Origin of the sequence: Microbulbifer variabilis, from assembly GCF_020524905.1 — a bacterium.
Classification (GTDB): Bacteria; Pseudomonadota; Gammaproteobacteria; order Pseudomonadales; family Cellvibrionaceae; genus Microbulbifer; species Microbulbifer variabilis_A.
The window spans coordinates 64,765-85,321 of the sequence record NZ_JAIVKI010000004.1 but is presented as its reverse complement, the minus strand read 5'-3'; the positions used below and the strand labels follow the sequence as shown (position 1 = coordinate 85,321).

16 protein-coding genes are annotated in these 20,557 nt (G+C 49.6%); 10 read left to right on the top strand and 6 right to left on the bottom strand.

Going from position 1 to position 20,557, the window contains the following annotated elements; translation table 11 throughout:
- Positions 1-3: 3 nt before the first annotated feature.
- Genes LC073_RS07040 through LC073_RS07030 form a run of 3 tightly spaced genes read left to right on the top strand, consistent with a single transcriptional unit; the run spans position 4 to position 2,832 of the window.
- Positions 4-1,479: a dihydrolipoyl dehydrogenase family protein gene (locus LC073_RS07040; protein ID WP_226645450.1), complete on the top strand. Its 1,476-nt coding sequence runs from the start codon at positions 4-6 to the stop codon at positions 1,477-1,479.
- Between the two features lie 41 nt (positions 1,480-1,520).
- Positions 1,521-2,195, top strand: coding sequence for a TIGR04283 family arsenosugar biosynthesis glycosyltransferase (locus tag LC073_RS07035; RefSeq protein ID WP_226645448.1), 675 nt, complete (start codon positions 1,521-1,523; stop codon positions 2,193-2,195).
- Positions 2,188-2,832 carry a TIGR04282 family arsenosugar biosynthesis glycosyltransferase gene (locus LC073_RS07030; RefSeq protein ID WP_226645446.1) on the top strand — a complete coding sequence of 215 codons (645 nt, stop codon included), beginning with the start codon at positions 2,188-2,190 and terminating at the stop codon, positions 2,830-2,832. Before LC073_RS07035 ends, LC073_RS07030 begins: the two co-directional genes overlap by 8 nt.
- 78 nt (positions 2,833-2,910) lie before the next feature.
- On the opposite strand, the gene LC073_RS07025 is transcribed toward LC073_RS07030, so the two are convergent.
- On the bottom strand, positions 2,911-3,327 hold the full coding sequence (locus LC073_RS07025) for a hypothetical protein (protein ID WP_226645444.1): 417 nt from the start codon (positions 3,325-3,327) through the stop codon (positions 2,911-2,913).
- A 115-nt stretch (positions 3,328-3,442) separates the two neighbouring features.
- Positions 3,443-4,918 carry a membrane-bound lytic murein transglycosylase MltF gene (gene mltF / locus LC073_RS07020; protein ID WP_226645442.1) on the bottom strand — a complete coding sequence of 492 codons (1,476 nt, stop codon included), beginning with the start codon at positions 4,916-4,918 and terminating at the stop codon, positions 3,443-3,445.
- Between the two features lie 413 nt (positions 4,919-5,331).
- Between mltF and purL the strand changes: the two genes are divergently transcribed.
- The 3 genes from purL to LC073_RS07005 all read left to right on the top strand — a co-directional run bounded on the left by purL (position 5,332) and on the right by LC073_RS07005 (position 11,227).
- On the top strand, positions 5,332-9,198 hold the full coding sequence (gene purL, locus LC073_RS07015) for a phosphoribosylformylglycinamidine synthase (RefSeq protein ID WP_226645440.1): 3,867 nt from the start codon (positions 5,332-5,334) through the stop codon (positions 9,196-9,198).
- Between the two features lie 479 nt (positions 9,199-9,677).
- A complete protein-coding gene (locus LC073_RS07010; RefSeq protein WP_226645438.1) occupies positions 9,678-10,001 on the top strand; it encodes a TfoX/Sxy family protein in 324 nt (107 codons plus the stop codon).
- Between the two features lie 341 nt (positions 10,002-10,342).
- The gene (locus LC073_RS07005; RefSeq protein ID WP_226645436.1) at positions 10,343-11,227 is read left to right on the top strand and encodes an aldo/keto reductase; all 885 of its coding nucleotides are present in this window, start codon (positions 10,343-10,345) and stop codon (positions 11,225-11,227) included.
- A gap of 74 nt (positions 11,228-11,301) precedes the next feature.
- Here LC073_RS07005 and LC073_RS07000 read toward each other — a convergent pair whose 3' ends face one another.
- The 3 genes from LC073_RS07000 to LC073_RS06990 form a co-directional block, all read right to left on the bottom strand.
- Positions 11,302-11,820, bottom strand: a complete 519-nt coding sequence (locus LC073_RS07000) for a TrmH family RNA methyltransferase (RefSeq protein WP_226645433.1) — start codon at positions 11,818-11,820, stop codon at positions 11,302-11,304.
- A gap of 39 nt (positions 11,821-11,859) precedes the next feature.
- Positions 11,860-12,462, bottom strand: a complete 603-nt coding sequence (locus tag LC073_RS06995) for an SLATT domain-containing protein (protein ID WP_226645431.1) — start codon at positions 12,460-12,462, stop codon at positions 11,860-11,862.
- Positions 12,463-12,669: 207 nt separating this feature from the next.
- Entirely contained in the window at positions 12,670-13,344 is a 675-nt protein-coding gene (locus tag LC073_RS06990; protein WP_226645429.1) for an outer membrane beta-barrel protein, read from the bottom strand.
- A gap of 404 nt (positions 13,345-13,748) precedes the next feature.
- On the opposite strand from LC073_RS06990, the gene LC073_RS06985 reads away from it, so the two are divergent.
- From LC073_RS06985 to LC073_RS06975, 3 genes are all read left to right on the top strand, one after another.
- A complete protein-coding gene (locus LC073_RS06985; protein ID WP_226645426.1) occupies positions 13,749-15,128 on the top strand; it encodes an SLC13 family permease in 1,380 nt (459 codons plus the stop codon).
- A 49-nt stretch (positions 15,129-15,177) separates the two neighbouring features.
- The gene (locus tag LC073_RS06980) at positions 15,178-15,552 is read left to right on the top strand and encodes a hypothetical protein (RefSeq protein WP_226645424.1); all 375 of its coding nucleotides are present in this window, start codon (positions 15,178-15,180) and stop codon (positions 15,550-15,552) included.
- 233 nt (positions 15,553-15,785) lie between these two features.
- Positions 15,786-16,454, top strand: a complete 669-nt coding sequence (locus LC073_RS06975; RefSeq protein WP_226645423.1) for a DNA-3-methyladenine glycosylase I — start codon at positions 15,786-15,788, stop codon at positions 16,452-16,454.
- A 94-nt stretch (positions 16,455-16,548) separates the two neighbouring features.
- Here the strand turns inward: LC073_RS06975 and LC073_RS06970 are convergent, their stop codons facing one another.
- Entirely contained in the window at positions 16,549-17,319 is a 771-nt protein-coding gene (locus tag LC073_RS06970; RefSeq protein ID WP_226645422.1) for an SIMPL domain-containing protein, read from the bottom strand.
- A gap of 530 nt (positions 17,320-17,849) precedes the next feature.
- Here LC073_RS06970 and LC073_RS06965 point away from each other — a divergent pair.
- Positions 17,850-19,784: a hypothetical protein gene (locus LC073_RS06965; protein ID WP_226645421.1), complete on the top strand. Its 1,935-nt coding sequence runs from the start codon at positions 17,850-17,852 to the stop codon at positions 19,782-19,784.
- The last annotated feature ends 773 nt before the right edge of the window (positions 19,785-20,557 follow it).

Below are 20,557 nucleotides of genomic sequence, written 5' to 3'. Positions count from 1 at the left end.
GCAATGAGTAAACCCAAAAAATTTGACCGTAATATTATTGTGATCGGTGCAGGGGCTGCAGGGCTAGTCAGTGCATATATCTCTGCGGCGGTAAAAGCCAGAGTTACCCTGGTGGAATCGGGAAATATGGGGGGAGACTGCCTGAATACCGGCTGTGTACCCAGTAAGGCACTGATTCAATGTGCCAGGGTTGCGCACTCTGCCCGCGTGGCGAAGAGGTTCGGTGTGGTTTTGCCTGAGCCCGAAATTGATTTTCCCGCAGTCATGGCGCATGTGCGCAATTCGATTCAACAGATAGAACCTCACGACAGTGTAGAGCGCTACAACGACCTGGGGGTGGAAGTTGTTCGCGGGCGTGGGCGCCTTGTCGATCCCTGGACTGTAAATATTTCTAGAGAAAATGGCACAGAACAGACTCTTACCGCACGCGCAATCATCCTCGCTACAGGAGCTGAGCCCGCAGTACCGCGCTTTCCAGGATTGGAAGCGGTCAATTATCTGACCAGTGAAACTCTTTGGGACAGATTCGCTCAGCTAGACAAGGTGCCCTCTCAATTATTGTTACTTGGGGGTGGAGCAATTGGTTGTGAGCTGGCCCAGGCATTTACACGGCTGGGTTCCAAAGTCACCCTAATTGAACGCGCCGAGCGCCTGTTACCTCTTGAGGATCACGAAGTCTCCGCTGCTGTAACCCAAGCGCTGGAATCGGAGGGGGTGCGATTGCTTACCGCGCACGAGGCTACTGCATTTGCCGGAAATCAAAGCGGGCAGGGAGGGGCGGTCACCTTGCGAAATGCCCAAGGTGAAATACAGGTGACATTTGATGAGGTTATTCTGGCTCTAGGTAGACACCCCAGAACCGAGGGGCTAGGTCTGGAGGAATTGGGTATTGTGCAGAACGGTAAATGCCAAGTGGATGACTACCTGCGCACCCGATACCCTCATATTCTCGCTGCAGGGGATCTCGCCGGGCCCTATCAGTTTACTCATACCGCTGCCCATCAAGCTTGGTATGCCGCGGTCAATGGGCTTTTTGGAGATATAAAAAAATTTGCGGTGGATTATAGCTTGATACCCAGCGCAATTTTTATTGACCCACAAGTGGCCAGTGTTGGGCTCACTGAGCACCAGGCAATTGCGCAAGGGGTGGCCTATGAGGTAACCCACTATGGGATCGATGATTTGGATCGCGCGATTGTCGATGGTGCCGCAACCGGGTTTGTTAAGGTTTTAACGGCACCGGGTAGAGATAAAATCCTGGGGGTTTGTATCGTCGGCGAAAATGCGGCGGAGCTAATTGCCGAGTTTGTATTTGCGATGAAACAGGGATTTGGGTTGAACAAGATTTTATCCACAATTCATATCTACCCCACTATGGCTGAAGCGAATAAATATGTAGCTGGAAATTGGAAGCGTGCTCATGCACCCAAGAACCTGCTTCGATGGCTGGAAAAGTTCCACCGCTGGAGGCGGGGGTAAGTTGAACGTGAGAAAGGGCGAGGCAGAGTTGAGGCAAGACAGTGCAATACAGTGTTATTGTGCCCCTGTTAAATGAGCGGGAGCAGTTACCAAAGTTGGTAACGCAATTGAAAGAGCTGATCGCCTATAGCAGCTGTGAAATCATTCTGGTCGATGGCGGCAGTTGTGACGGTAGTGCAGAAATGGCTAGCGCTGCCGGATTGAGGGTGATTCATTCCCAGCGCGGGCGTGCCCTTCAAATGAATGCAGGTGCTTCGGTTGCCCGCGGTAATTGGTTGTTATTTTTGCATGCGGATACACGCCTGCCTCAAGGCGCCCTGAGTGCGATTGCCTCTGCTTCGGTTCGGGGAGCGCAATGGGGCCGCTTTAATATTCGTATCATCGGCGACAGCGCCTGGTTTCCCCTGATTTCTACCATGATTAATTGGCGCTCCCGCTTGAGCGGTATCGCTACAGGCGATCAGGCGATTTTTGTCCGCCGTGACCTCTTCAATAATGTAGGGGGCTATGCATCGCAGCCCTTGATGGAAGACATCGAGCTGAGCCGTCAGTTGTTGAAAACGGCCCGGCCGCACTGTCTACGCCAGAGAGCCACCACCTCCGGGCGCCGGTGGCAAAAATTCGGTATTTGGCGCACGGTGTTATTGATGTGGCGCTTGCGCTTCGATTATTGGCGCGGCGTCTCTGCGGAGTGCTTGGCAAAACGCTATGAGTAATGCTTCTTTTCCCTTTTTACGCCTGGTAGTGATGGCCAAGGCGCCCCTACCTGGCTATGCAAAAACCCGCTTGATCCCAGCTCTAGGGGAACAAGGTGCAGCCTCTCTAGCGGAAAAGCTGTTACAGCAAACTTTGCAGGAGGCTGTAATGGCTGAGCTCGGGCCGGTAGAGTTGCATGTTGCACCAGATTGCGATCATCCTTTTTGGCAAGCATTTGCTTTACCCGATGGGGTAACTTTTTATAATCAGTCGCAAGGCAATCTTGGTCAGCGTTTGTGGCGGGCTGCTAACACTCATCATCATATAGCGAGCCAGGGTCTTTTTTTACTGGGCACAGACTGCCCGGGGTTAACTGCTGAGCGTCTCCGTGAGGCGGCTGTGGCTTTAACGAGTGCCGATGCGGTTATACATCCGGCAAAAGATGGTGGCTACACTCTGTTGGGGCTTAAACAGGTGCATTTTAGGTTGTTTGAAGATATTAGCTGGAGTACCGAAGTCGTTGCCCGGCAAACTCTGGAGCGCTTACAGGAGTGCGGCATGTCTTGCCGACGCCTGGAAATCCTGAACGATATTGATGAGCCCGATGACTTGCAGTTTTTACCCCGAGACTGTGCGCCATCTCAAGTAGAGGATTGAAGGTCTTTACTAAATAAGGGCGAAAAATAGTCTGCCGAGCAGTGGTTTTTTATAGGTTAAGAGTAAGAGATCTGCGTATTAATTTTGACGGGCTGAATCAGGGGAGGGTGGCTCCAGAAAAATGATTTCCCGTATGACCTGCCAGCGCCCATCTTCATAAATTAAGTCGATAGCCAGCCTTAATTTTCTTTCCAGGCCCGATAAGTTATTCCTTCGGGAAAAAATCACCAGGGCGCTGTTATTGTTAGTGGCGATATGGTGAACTTTTGTCCAGTCATTGAGCGGTAATTCACCGGCATTCCGCTTGCGCTTAAACCTATCGATAAAAGCGGCCTTGTCGGCCACAGTCAACTGGTCTGAATCATCAAGCATAAAGACCTGAATATCCTTGTGATAGACGCTTTCCAGCTTATCTACTCGACAGTGGACCCCTGCCTGCACTAGGTAATCGATAAACGCCTCAATTTCTTTGGTCGTGTCTTTTTCTCCCATCACTCAAGCGCCTCTTGATTTGGGCCAATTTAAGCCAATGAATACAAGATGTTGAGAATGAATCGGTAATACCAGCGTAATCTCAAGAGCTAGCTGAAGCGGTATTTTGGGGCTGAAGCTAGAGTGCGGGGGCGGCACTGCCCTCGGCTTCTACGGTACTTTTCTCTGTAAGGGCGGCGCCGTTTTCATCGTTGGCTGCTAGGCGCTGCTCTTCGATGCGGCTGCTCCAGTTCAGCAGAGTCTGGTAGTGGCGGATATTTTGCACATAGGTCACCGGTTCCCAGCCGCGCGCGTAGCCGTGTTTACTGGACTTGTAGTACTGACGCTTGGCGAGTAGTGGCAGGTGGTCGCGAACATCTGGCCACAGATCCGGATTGCCGCCCATGCGTTCGGTGAGTACACGGGCGTCTTCCAGGTGGCCGTATCCTACGTTATAGGCGGCCAGGGCCATCCAGGTTCTGTCTGGCTCGCGGATACGCTCCGGCAGCTTATTGCGGATCTGTACAATATAGCGGGCGCCACCCTCGATACTTTCTTCGGGATTGAGGCGGTTTACACCCAGCTCTCTGGCGGTACTCAAGGTGAGCATCATCAGGCCGCGCACTCCGGTGCGTGAGCGAGCGCGGGGATTCCAGTGGGATTCCTGGTAGCTAAGTGCCGCCAGTAAATGCCAATCCAGCTCGTATTGGTCGGCCACCTTTTGCATGACCCCGCGCCACTTGGGCAGTCGTTCGCGGCTGCGCTTGGCGAATGCCTGGGCGCCGCCCGCATTCAGGTCGCTGATATGGCCAAAAAACTCCTCACGCAGTTGCGCAATCATGCCGTTAGTGTTGGCACGCAGCATAAACAGCCGCGCGCTCTGGTAGAGGCTGTCGTCGTCGCTCTTGGGGAAAGCCCAGGAAACCGGTTGGAACTGACTGAGGTTAAAAGCCACCGCAGTATTGGGGTAGAGCCCGCGATGCACGGCGTAGGCATTGGAGTCTACCACCGCATAGTTATATTGGCCCTGATGCACCATCTCCACCAATTCCATGGCATCTACATCGGAGACTTCCTCCCAACTCAAATTGGGGTAGCGATGGGAGAGCTTTTTTAATTCTTCGGCGTGAGCGCTGCCGGCGATAACCGCAATGGTTTCGCCTTCCAGATCACTGGTTCTGCGCGGGCGTTTTTCCCCAAGGCGATAGATGATCTGTTGGCGGACTTCAAAATAAGAGGGGGAGAAGCGTACCAGTTCGCGGCGTTCCGGGGTGACGGTGAGCCCCGCGGCGGCGAAGTGAGCACCTTCTTCGGGGTCGCGTAGGCGTGCGAACAGGTCATCCAGACTGTGCACATCGCGAATGACCAGTTTGACTCCCAGCTCCTCGGCAAAAGCGTGTAGCATGCCGTACTCAAAGCCGGTGGGGTTGCCGGAGGCATCTTCGTAATAGGTAGTGGGACCGTTTTGTGAAAGGACAACCAGTTCGCCGGAAGCTTTAATTCGTTCCAGAGTATTTGGTGCCTTGCTGGCGACCAGTAAAGAGGCGCAGCAAGATAATGCGAGACCTTTGCATACACGGCGGACATAGCGCAGCACTCGGCTTCTCATCATCATAGGCTGTCCCCTCTAGCTCGTCCGTTGGTTTTATCGCTGTTATGCCTAAGGCCTGGTACGGGCACCTCCGCCAGGGCTTTTCTCGCCAATGCTGGCACAGTCCGCCAATTTTACAATATTTGACGACAATCTGCCCAATTTGGCTTTTGGGCACTGTGACATGGGCGCTTGAAATGCCGCTGAGACTTTTGTAGGAAATTTTTGGCGTCTTGCGAAATCCGCGAATTCACGATTGATTTTGTTCGCCTTTTGAACACATTGATTGCTAATTAGTTCATGTGTACTCAAGTGATGGGTAGGTGTGTTGGAGTTGCGGCGCTTCGGGTACAATTGCGCCTCTCAAATTTCCGGGGCCTTGTGCGATCCTTCTTTCGCGCAATCTTTCTCATTTAGACAAGAGGCTATCTCCCGCAATGTTAGTTCTGCGTGGTGCTCCCGCACTGTCGAAATTTCGCCATAAAAAACTACTCAACCAACTGCGCGCGCTGCAACCGACTATCGACGATCTCTACGCCGAGTTCGTACATTTTGCCGACAGCGATGCATTGGATAACAAGGAGATGGCGCTGCTTGAGCGGCTACTCCAGTACGGCCCCACTGAAGAGAAGCACCAGCCGAAAGGTGAGCTAATCCTGGTGGTTCCGCGCCCGGGCACTATCTCTCCCTGGTCCTCAAAGGCCACCGATATTGCCCACAACGCTGGCCTCACCCAGATACACCGGCTTGAGCGCGGTGTCGCCTACTACCTGAGTGGTGTCGAGTTGAGCGAAGCCGAGCGCCAGGCGCTGGCCTCTCAGCTGCACGATCGCATGGTTGAGGTAGCCTTTGCCGAGCTCGAACAGGCTGAGCAGTTATTTGTTGAAGAGGAGCCTCGCCCGTTGCGTGGTGTGGATATCCTCGAAGGCGGCCGCGAGGCACTGGAAGTTGCCAATGTGACACTGGGCCTGGCCCTGGCCGAAGATGAAATCGATTACCTGCTCACCAGCTTCCAGGAATTGGACCGCAATCCCACAGATGTGGAGCTAATGATGTTCGCCCAGGCGAACTCTGAGCACTGTCGCCATAAGATTTTTAATGCCTCTTGGACGATTGACGGTGAAGAAATGCCGCACTCCCTGTTCGGCATGATCAAGAACACTTATCAGAAAGGTGGAGACAATGTACTGTCCGCCTATGCTGACAACGCCGCGGTTGTGGCGGGTAATGTAGCCGGGCGTTTTTACCCCGACCCGGAAAGCAAGGAATATGGCTTCAGTAACGAGGCTATCCATATGCTGATGAAGGTGGAGACCCACAACCACCCCACGGCGATTGCCCCTTTCTCTGGTGCCGGAACTGGCGCTGGTGGCGAAATTCGCGACGAAGGTGCAGTGGGACGCGGTTCCAAGCCGAAAGTGGGTCTGACTGGTTTTACCGTCTCTAACCTGCAGATCCCCGGTTGGGAACAGCCCTGGGAATTCAACTACGGCAAGCCTGAGCGTATCGTTACCGCCCTGGATATTATGATCGAGGGCCCCATCGGTGGTGCTGCATTTAACAACGAATTTGGCCGCCCGAATATTTGCGGTTACTTCCGTACCTTTGAAGAAAACTTCGATGGCGAGCGCCGCGGCTATCACAAGCCGATTATGCTGGCCGGCGGCTACGGCAATATTCGCGAAGAGCATATCGAGAAACCCGAATTTTCTCCTGGCGCCAAGCTGATCGTGCTGGGTGGCCCGGCCATGCTGATCGGTCTCGGCGGTGGCGCAGCTTCCAGTATGGCCAGCGGTTCCAGCTCCGAGGATCTGGATTTTGCTTCTGTACAGCGACAGAACCCGGAAATCGAGCGCCGCTGCCAGGAAGTGATCGACCAGTGCTGGCAGCTGGGTGAGAAAAACCCCATCGCTTTTATCCACGATGTGGGCGCGGGCGGTCTGTCCAATGCTTTCCCCGAATTGGTGAAGGACGGCGGCACCGGCGGTAACTTCGAGTTGCGCAATGTGCCCTGCGATGAGCCGGGCATGAGCCCGCTGGAAATTTGGTGTAACGAATCCCAGGAACGCTATGTACTGGCTGTCATGCCGGAAGACCTGCAGCGTTTCGAACAAATTTGTGAACGCGAGCGCGCGCCTTTCGCCGTTGTCGGTGAGGCCACCGAAGACAAGCACCTGCTGTTGAACGACACTAAGTTCGAGTCCAAGCCGGTGGATCTACCGATGTCTGTGCTGTTCGGCAAACCGCCGCGTATGCATCGCGAGGCGGAAACGCGTCAGGTTGAAGCCGTGGCGTTTTCCACTGCGGATATCGACCTGAACGAAGCTGCCGAGCGCGTACTGCGCCTGCCCACGGTGGCCAGCAAGAGTTTTCTGATCACCATCGGTGACCGCACTGTAACCGGCCAGGTATCCCGCGATCAGATGGTTGGTCCCTGGCAGGTGCCGGTGGCGGACTGCGCCGTGACTACCGTTGCCTATGACAGCTACGCCGGTGAGGCCATGTCCATGGGTGAGCGCACCCCGGTGGCTCTGCTGGATGCCCCGGCTTCCGGTCGCCTGGCGGTGGGCGAGGCAATTACCAATATCGCCTGTACCCCGGTGAAACAACTCTCCGATATCAAACTCTCTGCCAACTGGATGTGTGCCGCGGGCCACCCGGGTGAAGAAGAAAAACTCTATCGCACCGTAGAGGCGGTAGGTATGGAGCTGTGCCCTGAGCTGGGTATTACCATTCCAGTGGGCAAGGACTCTATGTCTATGCGCACCGCCTGGGAAGAAGAGGGCGAGCAGAAAGCGGTTACGGCACCGTTGTCTTTGGTCATTTCCGCTTTTACCCCCGTTACCGATGTGCGCAAAACCGTTACCCCACAGTTGCGCACCGATAAAGGTGAGAGCGAGCTGCTGCTGATTGATCTGGGTGCCGGCAAAAACCGCCTAGGGGGTTCCTGTCTGGCGCAGGTCTACAACGCGCTGGGTGATAAGCCAGCCGACTTGGACGATGCCAAGAAACTGAAAGGCTTCTTCGAAGTGGTGCAGCAGGCTTTGAATGAAGACCTGATCATGGCCTACCACGACCGCGCCGATGGTGGTCTTTTCACTACCCTCGCGGAAATGGGCTTTGCCGCTCGCGTGGGTATGGACGTGGAAGTCTACGAATTGGGCGATGACCCTATTGCCGCCCTGTTCAGCGAAGAGTTGGGTGCGGTGCTGCAGGTTCCCGCCTGTGAAGCGGAAATGTTGGTACAGCGCTTTGCCGCTGTCGGTGTGCCGGCCCATCAAATCGGCTACCTGAACAACAACGAACACCTGTGCATCACTAATAACGGTGTTGAAATATTCAAACGCTCCCGTGCTGAACTGCAGCAAATCTGGTCGGAAACCAGTTTCCGCATCCAGTCCCTACGCGATAACGCCGAGTGTGCCGAGCAGGAATTTGCCACGATTGCCCAGGAAGATCCGGGTCTGTCGGTGAATCTCACCTTCGATATCAACGAAGATATCAGTGCTCCCTATATCGCCAAAGGTATTCGCCCGAAAGTGGCTGTGCTGCGCGAGCAGGGTGTTAATAGTCAGGTGGAGATGGCGCACTCCTTCCACCGCGCTGGCTTTAACGCTATCGACGTACATATGAGCGATATCCTTTCCGGTCGTGTGGCATTGGATGAGTTCAAAGGCCTGGTGGGCTGTGGTGGCTTCTCTTACGGTGACGTCCTCGGCGCCGGTGAGGGGTGGGCCAAGACTATTCTGTTCAACGAACGTGCCCGCGATCAGTTTGAAGGCTTCTTCAACCGCAAAGACACCTTCGGTCTGGGGGTGTGTAACGGCTGCCAGATGTTCTCGGTGATTAAAGAGTTGATTCCCGGTGCCGACCACTGGCCACGCTTTGTGCGCAACCTGTCTGAGCAGTATGAAGCGCGTTTTGCCCTGGTGGGTGTCGAGGATTCCCCTTCCGTACTGTTCAAAGGTATGGCGGGCACTTATATGCCGGTTGCCGTTGCCCACGGTGAAGGTCGTGTGGAATTTGCCGACCAGCAGGCACTGGAGAAGTGCGAAGCTTCCGGCACCATCGCAATGCGCTTCCTGAATAACAAAGGAGAAATTACCGAAACTTACCCGGCCAACCCCAATGGCTCGGTAAATGGTATTACCTCTCTGTGTTCCGAGGATGGCCGTGTCACTATTATGATGCCGCACCCTGAACGTGTAGCCCGTGCAGTCAGCAACAGCTGGCACCCGGACGAGTGGACAGAGGACTCCGGCTGGATGCGCCTGTTCCGCAACGCGCGCGTATTTGTCGACTAAATCCACTTCTCTATGGCACCCCGATATTCTGTTGGGGTGCCAATTATTTTTCTGGTTGCAAAGGGATTTATGTGGCAGAAGGATTCCGTCTGCGCCAGTTGCCGATTTCACTCTATAAACCCTTCTCTCGCGCGCCTATTTTCATTGCCAGGTGTTGAATAGCGGCATCTTTGACGTTAAAAACTTCGTTAAGCTTTTATCGACACTGATATCTGGCGTCATACTTTTTCTAAGAAAGCAGTATTGATATTTCCTGCTACACTTAAACGATTATTCGAAATAACTTTTCTCGCTATGGTGCAGTTATCTGTATCGATTACCAATATTTTACTTAGCCTCTATGCGGATTATTTGGCATGGAAAGGCACTCACAAACCCCCTTCGATTGATCTTTCGCCTGTCGCGTTTCCACTGGCGCAGATCCCAGTAGTACCCGAAATTCTTTTTTCCCACCTTGCAAAGTGCTTAAGGAGATTGTCATGGCGTACAACGAAACGTTGGCAGAAAAAGTGCGCAATTTGTTACAGGGAAGTCAGGGCCTTTCTGAAAAACAGATGTTTGGCGGTCTGGCATTTATGTTAAATGGCAATATGGCTTGTGGTGTGGTCGGTGAAGAGCTGATGGTGCGGGTAGGGCCGGATAATTACCAGGATGCTCTAGCAGAGCGTTATACCCGACCCATGGATTTCACCGGGCGGCCCCTGAAAGGTATGGTCTATGTGGAAGAGGACGCGGTGGAGCAGGACCTTGATCAGTGGGTAAATCGGGGAGTGGAATTCGCCGGGTCTCTACCGCCCAAATAGCACAAAAATTAAATACCTGAGAAAAAATAATGGCTGGGATTCCCTACATTTTTAGCGAAAGTATGCTCAGCTTTTACTACAGGATTGGAATCAAAGAATACTCTACTCTTGAGAATCGCCGTGCATAAATCTCTGTATGATCTCAATCGACGCGTACACAACATGGTAACTCGGGTACGGTGTATTCTTTTTCTAAGAATTTTTTGTAATTTCCTATCCTATTGAAAATATTCTTCGTGACTAAACCTGTATCGCCTACATTCAACGCCGGGTGGTACTAGAGCAGAAGCCACTGTTCATTACTGTGATTGACAGTTGCGGTATTTGGCAAGGGATCGATTATGTACTTTATCGAATTAGACAATGGCGTGGAGATTCCCCAGATCGGAATGGGGATGGCTGCGATAGGTAGTTGGCAACAGGACGATGGATATGTCACAGACGTTCTCCTAAAAGCTATGGCCATTGGCTATAGACACTTCGATACCGCCTCAGTCTATGGCAATGAGCGTGCTCTCGGGAGGGCTATTAAGGAGTCGGGTATCCCCAGAGAGGAATTGTTTATTACCAGTAAGGTCTGGGATACCGAGCAAGGAGGCAAGAAAACTCACGATGCCTTTGCCCGAAGTCTGGAGCGTTTACAACTCGAGCACTTGGATTTATATCTGATTCATTGGCCGGCCCCGGCCTATACGCGGGAAACCTGGGAGGCGATGGAGGCGTTGTACCAGCAGAAAAAGGTTCGGGCTTTGGGGCTATCAAATTTTCGCAAGTCAGACATTGAGCAGATTGCGTCCTTCGCCGAGATTCACCCGGTTTGTAATCAAATAGAGTTACACCCTTATTTCACCCAGCAGCCATTGGTGGATTATTGCCAATTTCACAGGATCGCTATCTGTTGTTACTCCCCTTTGGGCTCCGGTTTTATTTGGAATAGTGTTGTTGAAAGTGAAAAACCGATGCAAGACCCGGTTATTTTACAAATTGCAGAGAAATATTCTGTAACGCCTGCCCAGGTGATTCTGCGTTGGAATATTCAACAACATCGTATTGTCTTACCCATTGCGGAAACGCTCGATGAAATCCGCAGCTATTTTTTATTGAATGATTTCAATTTAAGCCACGCAGATATTCAGGCGATTAACAACTTGAACTGTAATAAGCGGCTTGGTGGAGACCCGGATTATGTGCATAAAAAGAATATGACGGTGAAAGTACCCGATTGATTTTACTATCCAAAATTATGATCTGAATAAAATTTTGACCTTTCGGTTCGAGCAGTCTCTACCGGCTCTACTATTTATTCCGCTTGGCTTAAACTAATTTTCTTTGTGAGCTCATAAGTGGCAATGGCACAGGCGGAGACGACATTCATTGAAGAGTTAACCCCCTGCATAGCAATATGCACGATTGCATCGGCGACCTTTAGCAGATCCGGGGCAATTCCATCTTTCTCTGAGCCTAGAACCAAGCAGACTTTATCGCCTTCAACGATGGGAACCTGGCTTAGCTCAACGCTGTTAGATGTGATCTCCAGACAGATTATCCGGTATCCCTCCTTCTTCAAATTCAGGACGATTTCTAGGGCATTTCTTTCGTATTGATAGGGAACATGCTGCTCTGTTGAGCGCGATACCTTACGGATTTTGGAGTTTGGGGGTAACAAGCTGGTTCCAGCGAGGTAAATTTTCTCTACTCCCAGAGCATCAGCAATGCGGAAGAGTCCACCGATATTGCTAGGGGTGCGAATATCGGTGGTCAGGTAGCAAAGGGAAAAACTGTGTTTACTTGGGAGATGATCGCTGTGCTCTTTCTGCATGATTACCGCTGCTGAAAATGACTACTAACTTTTGAGAGGCTATTGGTTAATCCCTACCGTTGTTGCCTGTGAGCTTATTTTAGCTTCCTCGAGAGAGGTATTGTGTGAATTTCGCATAAGCTCCACTAAAGAGGGTTCCTTGCGGGCCTTTTGACTTTGTGTCTGCATGGCCTGGCGGTAGACCTTGTCGGAGACAATAAATTCTTCAGCACGCTGATTGATCTCGCTGTAGCGGGTATTCAGCTCGGAGATTTTATTGGAGAGGTGCTCCAAGTCGAGAATACGGTCGAAGTAGAGGGCGATCAGCCGCTCACATTCCCTGGCAATGGCCAGGTATTCATTGCCCACCTGGCGGTGCCCTTCATAATTTTTCTTGAAGTTGAAGAAAGTTTGTACACCCCCGAGCAAAGCGGCCAATAGTGCGAGGGCGGCGCCGCTCCATTTGGTCCAGTCGGGGAGTTCGGCATTGATGAGGGAAAAGAACAGAGAGCCGAGAAATAGGTTCACCACTACGATCGGCACACCGCAGAGTACGTGCATGTTGCGCCCTTTCATAGAGGCACGGAAGTGGCTGTGCTTGCATAGATGGGCATTCCAACGCAGTTTGTCCAGTACTGCTACGGTATTCGGTATCGTGCTCATGAATCCCTTCTGCCCTTTAGTGTTATTTTTGAGGCCGATAGTTTGCCGGATATAAATGAGATGTACAGGGTGGAGCAGGGGAGATTGTGATTGGGGTGATTAATTTTTATGCGGAGGTTTTGGCGGGCCTAGTGCAGGCGGTTAGTGAGTGCCCGCCGCACAAGGCCTGAGCTTAAAGGCTTCAATCAGAAGCCTACTAGGAATTCACTAGAAACTATAAGTCACACCCACTGAAGACAGGTTGGCCTTCTCGTCTTGAATCTCGTAGATGGTGTGCTCAAGATTGATACCCCAGTCACCGCTCGTCCAGTTTACTTCAGCACCGTAGTATGGGTTGCTGCCGCTGCCCTTGTTATTACTCCAGCTATAAGAATTATCGTAGGGCTCTGTATTCAAGAGTTCTCCATCTTGGTTATACCAGTTGCGGCTACCGAAATGCTCCTCTCGGCCACTGTCATTTGCACACCATTGGTGGACGCCAAAACGAATGCCGGCATTCAGGTTCTGTTGGACTTGTGTGGAAAGGGCTAATCCCAGGCTATAGGATTTGTATTTAGTTTCTCGCTTGCTTTGGTAATCGAAGTTTTCTACAAGGATTTCATCATCGCTATAGTACCACTCGAGGCCGCGAACGCTCAGTTCATGCTCTTTGCGGATGTCACCGAGGTTCGCCATGCCACCTTCAAAGGCAAGATAGTCGTTCACTCGATAACCAAAAGTAAACGCGTAGCCGGTTGAGTTGAGATCCTCTTTTACCGCAGTGGAGTCTTCGCTATCAAATTTCATATAGCCCAGTGAGGCTTTTAGGTAAAAGGGCTTTTCTTCTGCGTAAACGCCGGTACTTACTAATGCGATTAGGGCGGTGAGAGCGATTGGCTTCAAGGGGTACCTCAATTAAATCAGGTGACATGCGCTTGGGTAATACCGGGCGCTATATGTTGTAAAGTCGTGATTGACGCACATTGTACATATGTACCAATTGGGCGGGAAGAAGGTTTCTCTCTCGATGGGAGCGGGCTCGTTTATCCTTACTGCAAAAAAGAAAACTTAATCTTTTGGTGACAACCGTTTCATCACTTAGCGATGCCTGCTAAGCCAACTAGAGTAAAAACGTTCCCTCTGTGCTGACTCTTTTTTTCAGCTCAAGGCTGCGAAAGCCTTTCGATTTCTTGTATTTTGTGCAGATCCCAGATACTGAGTGGTACCTCTGCCAATCAAATTTGCCTGGGGAATAAATCAATAAGAACGTTAACCCCCTCTGGTTAGGGGGGAGATTGGGGGCTGGTATGTCGATTGCGCGACAACAATTTATCGTTTTGGGGCCATTATTGGCTGTAGCGTTTTACATTTTTCTGACCTTAACCGGGATGCAATATCTTCCCGCTGTAACTGCTGCGATCACACTGCTCACTGTGACCTGGTGGATAACAGAGGCTCTTCCTATTCCCGCTACCTCCCTGGTGCCATTTGTACTTCTACCGTTGTTTGGTGTAGCGGATCACAAGACCGTTGCGGCGTCCCTGGGCAGCCATGTAATTCTGCTTTTGATGGGCGCTTTTATCCTGTCGAAAGCCCTCGAAAAGAGTGGCGCTCACGAACGTCTGGCCTTGTATATGCTGCGCATATTTGGGGCATCCAGCGGTAGGCGTTTGGTTCTCGGTTTTATGCTGGCCGCTGGCTTCCTCAGCATGTGGATTTCCAATACCGCCACAACCCTGATGATGTTGCCCATTGCCTTGGCAATTCTCTCTCGAATCGATAATCAGAGACTCACCGTTGCCTTAGTGTTGGGAATTGCTTATGGCGCGAGCCTTGGGGGGGTAGGGACGCCTCTCGGAACACCGCCCAATGTTATTTTTATAGGGATATATGAAGAAGTAACCGGTAGGGAGTTTAGCTTTCTAGGATGGATGAAAATCGGGGTACCGGTTGCCTTGGTGACCCTGCCGATAATGGCCTTTTGGCTTACCCGCAATGTTCACTTGAAGAATAAAATTGAACCGCCCCAAGTGGGGGAGTGGCGAGCAGAGGAAAAACGTACTTTGCTGGTGTTCGCCATTGCTATTTTCTTCTGGGTAACCCGCAACGCACCGTTTGGTGGCTGGAGTGATTGGCTCGGCATAGGAGCGGCGGGAGACAGTACGGTAGCCCTCGCTGCAGTGGTGGCAATGTTTCTTGTACCCAACGGCAAGGGGGGGCGGTTGCTGGACTGGCAGACAGCGGAAACCATTCCCTGGGGCATGTTGTTGTTATTTGCCGGCGGTATAGCCCTGGCCAAAGGGTTTTCAACTTCCGGTTTGAGTGACATGCTTGGCAATGGATTATCCTTCCTCACAGCCATGCCACTATGGCTAATGTTGGTGATTTTATGCCTGGGAGTCACTTTTCTTACAGAAATCACCAGCAACACAGCTACGGCGACTTTACTGATGCCTATTCTCGCCGTTGCGGCGACCTCAGCGGGCTTTGAACCTATGGTACTGATGATACCCGCTGCGATGAGCGCCAGTTGTGCCTTTATGCTTCCTGTTGCTACAGCCCCGAATGCCATTGCCTATGGAACTGGAAAAGTACGGATGCAAGATATGGTTCGGGAGGGAGCGGTACTCAGTGTCGTGGCATCACTAATTATTGCCGGCATGAGCTGGTTGATATTACCGGGTTGAGTTCACAGGTTGATCCGTGGCCATTGCTCATTGATTTAGAGTGGGTGGTATGTGTTTTAAACTTCGCCCCTTTGAGTCTGATAGGGCTATTAACGGTTACACATTACGAACGGCGTGGTCGGATAACGATGTAGTACAAGAGGTAGATGTGAGAAAAGTAGAATATAAAGTTGCCGTCGGGGAGTCTGGATTTTTCCGCCTGGAGAAGAAAGTTATCCAGCTGCTGAATGAGAACTGGAAATCTATTGATGGCTTGGCTTTTAATGCGGGTTACCTCTACCAAGCGATGGCGCGAGTGGTGAATGTTGTCAAGCCCTCTGGCCGTTCTCAGAGCAAGGCTCTAACGTCATCTGAAGGTGAATCTATCAGAAAGCAATCCCTCGGTGCTCAGGATACGATGCACATACTAGATGGACTTACCTGAGATTGTTGATTTTGAGATTGTTATTTACGGATGTTGGGGGATCACTTTTATCCTTGCGCAGATCAAACCGAATGCCAGAACCTCCTTTCTGATTAACGGCCATTTAAGGAATGAGTGGAGGTTATGAATCGTTTCCTTTGATAGCCTGGCGCGCTGTGATTCCATCAAGAGTGTTCACCGTAAGGTTTACACTCATGCGGTATTCTCTATCTATTAATGGATATATAGCATAAATGCGAAATTTTCTCGATATTGAGGCCCCCGTCATTGACCGTTTTGGTGGCAAGAAAGGTCTTGCTGCCAGACTCACAAAGCCTAAACCTGCTAAAGAAATCTCAGCAATACCCAACAATCAATGGCTGTCAGCGGCTTCTCGGGCTGTATTTCAGGCGGGTTTTAGCTGGAAAGTGGTAGAGAAAAAATGGCCTGGTATCGAGCATTTTTTTTATGACTTCGACCTGTCCTTTTGTCGATATCTCTCTGAGGAAGCTCTGGATGATTTGATGCGCCAGGAAGGCATGATTAAGCATTGGCCCAAAACCCGCTCAATCCCGCGGAACGCAGATTTCTTCTGGCATTTATCCAATGAAAATGGAAGTTTGGGAGAGTATTTTGCGGGCTGGAATACGGGTAACTATGTAGAGAATCTCCAATATTTACGCAAGGGTGGTGATCGGCTGGGAGGCAAAACAGCCCAGGTTTTTCTACGTCGAATGGGAGTGGATACACTAGTTTTTGCCAGCGATACTATCCGTGCTCTAGTAAGAGAGGGGGTGGTAGATAAGTCCCCCTCTTCAAAAAAAGACTGGGCGGCACTGCAAGCCGCCATTGAAACCTGGCAGGGGCAATCGAATCGCAGCTTAAACGAGATCAGCCAGATATTATCCTTGTCTGTCGGCTAGCCAGTTAGGTCAGGTAGATGGAGCCCACTGCTTAAGTAGCTTAAAGAATGGGCTCCGAAAATCAGAAAAGCAATAATGCTGGAGCTAAGATTAACTACTGCTGAGGGCGAACACGAAAGTCTACGGAGAGTTCCGCCTCATAGACGACTTCATCAAATGATTTATCCTGGGTAGAATCATAAAAATCGGTCTCAACGCTAACGCTGGAGATACGTGCAGCGGTGACCACTACCTCCTCTACTGCCATGGCGCCCTCAGTAGCTCGGTAGTGTATGTTCTCACCACGAATACCAATCGGTGTGAGTTCGACACCAAGAGCCTTTTCATAATCCGCCTTCTGTTCCAGAATATCTTGCAACGCCTTGGATTTAACCTTTTTGTTAAATAAACGCTTTTCTGAATGTTCAAATGCGGTGTTTGCTATTTCGACCTCTTTATTCTGGTCTGAGAGCTGCGCAATGCTATGAAGTTGACTTTCCTCGTTGATTGAAATGGTTATTCGGTTAACAACTTTATAACCCTTGGGCTTCTTGCCCATCCAGCCATATTGAGGTGAGGATGAGAACTTTGAGCTTTTAATATTTTTCCCCTTGATACCAGCCTCTGTCAGGCTCTGATGTAATTTGGAGCGAAGCTTGTGGTTAGCGGAAATCGCATCTGAAAGTAGCTCTTCTTCTGTTGTCACAATCAAGCTGACAATTGCCCTATCTGAATATGCAGTTTCTTCCGCGCTGCCATGGATGGTAACGATATTCTCCGCTGGGTGGAGCAGTCCTCGCAAATCCTGGGGAGTTCCCCTGATTTCCGGAGCTGCCAGACAAAGGCTAGATAATAGCAATGAAAAGAACAGGAAAAACCACTTCATTTTACAGTATCCTTTTGTTGAGGGTTATTGGTAAAGGCACTACTTATATGATGGATAGACGCTTTATTATATATGCATACTTTGCTTTTAGGCTCTAATTGATTAAAGGGTGACAATTTTTGTTAAAAATTGCTGTTATTGGATGTTTTCTAACCTTAACGAATTATATGACTTAATTCTAAGCCGGCAAGGGAAATATATTTTCATTCTTTATATTTTTTATTTCATATTTTGTTTAATCTCGGCTTTGTACTTATTATTTTTTGCCGATGGGTGTTTTGTTGATTTTTTATGTCATTTTTAGCGAATAGGTAACGTATTTTTGTACTTGTATTGTTTATTAGTGTGATCCTTCCTGTGTCTCAAATGGCTTTTCTTGATGTAGTTCATAGTTTCTGTTTCGGTTAGTTCACAGACAATCGATTGCAGAACTAATAAGGTCGCCGCTGTTCTTATCTGGGATAGCTCAATTGCAGTAAAACTCTTCAATTGTATTTATCTTAAAGCGACTTATTGAGTGAGTAGGTTTCATGGCAATAATTTTTAATAAAAAGCTCTTGGCACTTTCTTTGACGGTGATTTTGGCTTCTTGTAGTGGTGGGGGAGGCTCATCTTCGGATGGCGAGGAATCTTCGGGAGATACTGGTAGTGGTCAAGGCAGTGGCCAGGATACAGGGCAGGGTAATACCCCGATCTCTGGTAACGTGGGGACTTCCGTTATGGTGGGGGATGTTGAAGTCACGGAATTGGGCTTTGCCACCCTGTCCTCTGTGGATGTGACTCTGCCTGAGGCTTTGAATAATGCCAGAGAGGTTTATCAAATGGCTCACTATATTGCTCGTACCGATGGTGAGGGCAATAAGGAAGATATTGATATTCCTATCCGCAGTTATGTCGCAACCTGTGCAACAGATACCGAGACTCCGCGGATGTTTGTTTCTACTACCCTTGCTGAGGGTACTGATACCAATGACACAACCTACGGCTCCGTCTACGAATTGAAATACAACCCGCAAACTGCCAGCTTCGATCAGACTGGAAATGCAACCCTATTAAAACAGTGCTATGAATCCCATGGTATCGCCACAAGTAGGGATTGCTCCCGAGTAGCTGTCTTGTGTAACACTGGATACAGAGCACATGAAAACTACGATGTTCAGGATGATCTTGTAGAAAAATACGGTACAACCTTTATGAAAATGGAGGATAACCTCGATAAGGTGGAGGGTACCGATAAAGAAAAGAAATATAATGATCAGATATGGCTGATGGAGTGGGACAGCAAGCTTCTACATGAAACGCCAGATACTTATGTGGTAAGTAAAATCCACGGTGGTTCCCATGTTGGTTCTGAAGAGCTGATTTATGTAGATAGCGATAGCCAAGGGCGCTCCAGTTATGCCTTTTCTGCTTCTGGCCGTGTATTTGATGGGGGAGGTGGGTCTCATTATTCAGCAGGCCTTACAGTGATCAATAGAAATGACTGGTCTCTGAACATGAGTGGTTCAGATAATCGCGGATGGGACTGGGCTTGTGGAAACGGACATGTGGTCAACATCCGTGCTTTTTACAATCCAGAAAATGAAAGTTTTGGAGCCCTCTGTACCAGTGATTGGAATAACTCAATTAAAAGTACCCACGGCCAGTTAGGTACCATAGCTATTAAAATGGAGTGGAATGATTCCTTTGAAGGTTATTTTAACCATTTTGTTCCCTCTACATCAGCGATGGTTTCCAATGGGGGCGGGCATACTGTTGTCCCCATAGACGACAAAACAAATTTATCAGTTATTGTTGCTCCCAAGTACATTGAAGATGCCGATATGGAGCGGTTTCTCTGGGATGAGGTCGGAGTAGATCCTAATGGCACCGGTCCGTTTGATGAAGACTGTGCAGACTACGATGCTACAAACTGCTTCTTCTCCTACATGGGTTATAATTCCTGGAATTCCGACAGTGATAAATATCCATCGATTTCCCGCCAGGGTTTATATTCAGGCGATGCTTTGGATACTTCTTCCCTTACACGCATTGGAATTGCCAAAGTTGATGGCAACGGCAGCATTAGTGGACAGAGTTTTAAATGGTTGGTTGAAGATCCCGATTGTCAGATCAGTGATCCACAATTGGTTGATCTGAGAAATGGACGTTATTTACTGGGTTATGCCAAGTTCCAGTGCATTTCCGATAACCTTAGTTATCAGCGTATATACGCCAGCCGGGGCTCAATGCGTATGCTGGTCCCTAAAGCTTTCTACGTGATGGAAATTGATGCGAATCTCAATATCCTTGAAGGACCAATTCAGCTGCCTAATCATGGCTGGGGAGGCCTGGATGAGCCAATGTATCTAGGTAGTGGCAAGGTGGCCTGGAGTTATATCAAGAATCCTACTTTCGAAAATTATGGTGGGGGACAGCAGAATGTTTGGCAGGCGATGATTTATCATTCTAAGAGTGCCAATTAAGCCTCTAACTGAAAGTAATTGTAAATATAAGCCCAGCATTATTGCTGGGCTTTTTATTGGTCTATGAAGTAAGAGCTTTCTTCTGTATTTTTTGTCATTTAACTTCATGGCTTAAACTGGTATTTAAATAGAGTATTTTTTTCTTCCCCCCCTGTCCTGTTTAAGGTATCAGCCACTGGTGAATCCATCGTAATTCTGATGTAGATAGCGTTTTATAAAAATCCCTGAGTGGCTTATTTATACCTCGCTTATTCGCTGAAGGGACTCCAAGGGTGGTAGCGTTCCGCTTAACTTTGCCAAGACTTTCCTTGTTAACTAGGCACCGGAGGTAGAGGAATTGTGGGCGGCAACTAGAGACTATTCTTATTGGACTTTATGGTATTAACTGACTCGCCTATCTAAGATGGCCTCAATCTACTTTTTCTCCTGTTTCACCCGAAAGTAATCGCCAATGATTTATGTGCTGTTTGATCAGCAAAGATGAATAACTCTTAAAAAGTCGCTTTATTAAGTTAATGTTCTTTGTACTGGGTTCAAGAATTAGCCATCCCGTTAGAGCAAAATGGTTTCGAGTGAAACGATTAGTTTGTTTGATACATTTAATATGACTAGCAAGTCTGCAAGCCTGTCGCTCCCGGTTCCCGTTTGGCGCCCTAAGTCCTATATCCATTGAGCATCCCCGGATAACTTTCTCTGTCCAAAAATGACTCCAGCCAATAAAAATAATTTTTCAGAAAATGTGATCTAGAGCTGGGAAATAAATATAAGGAAAC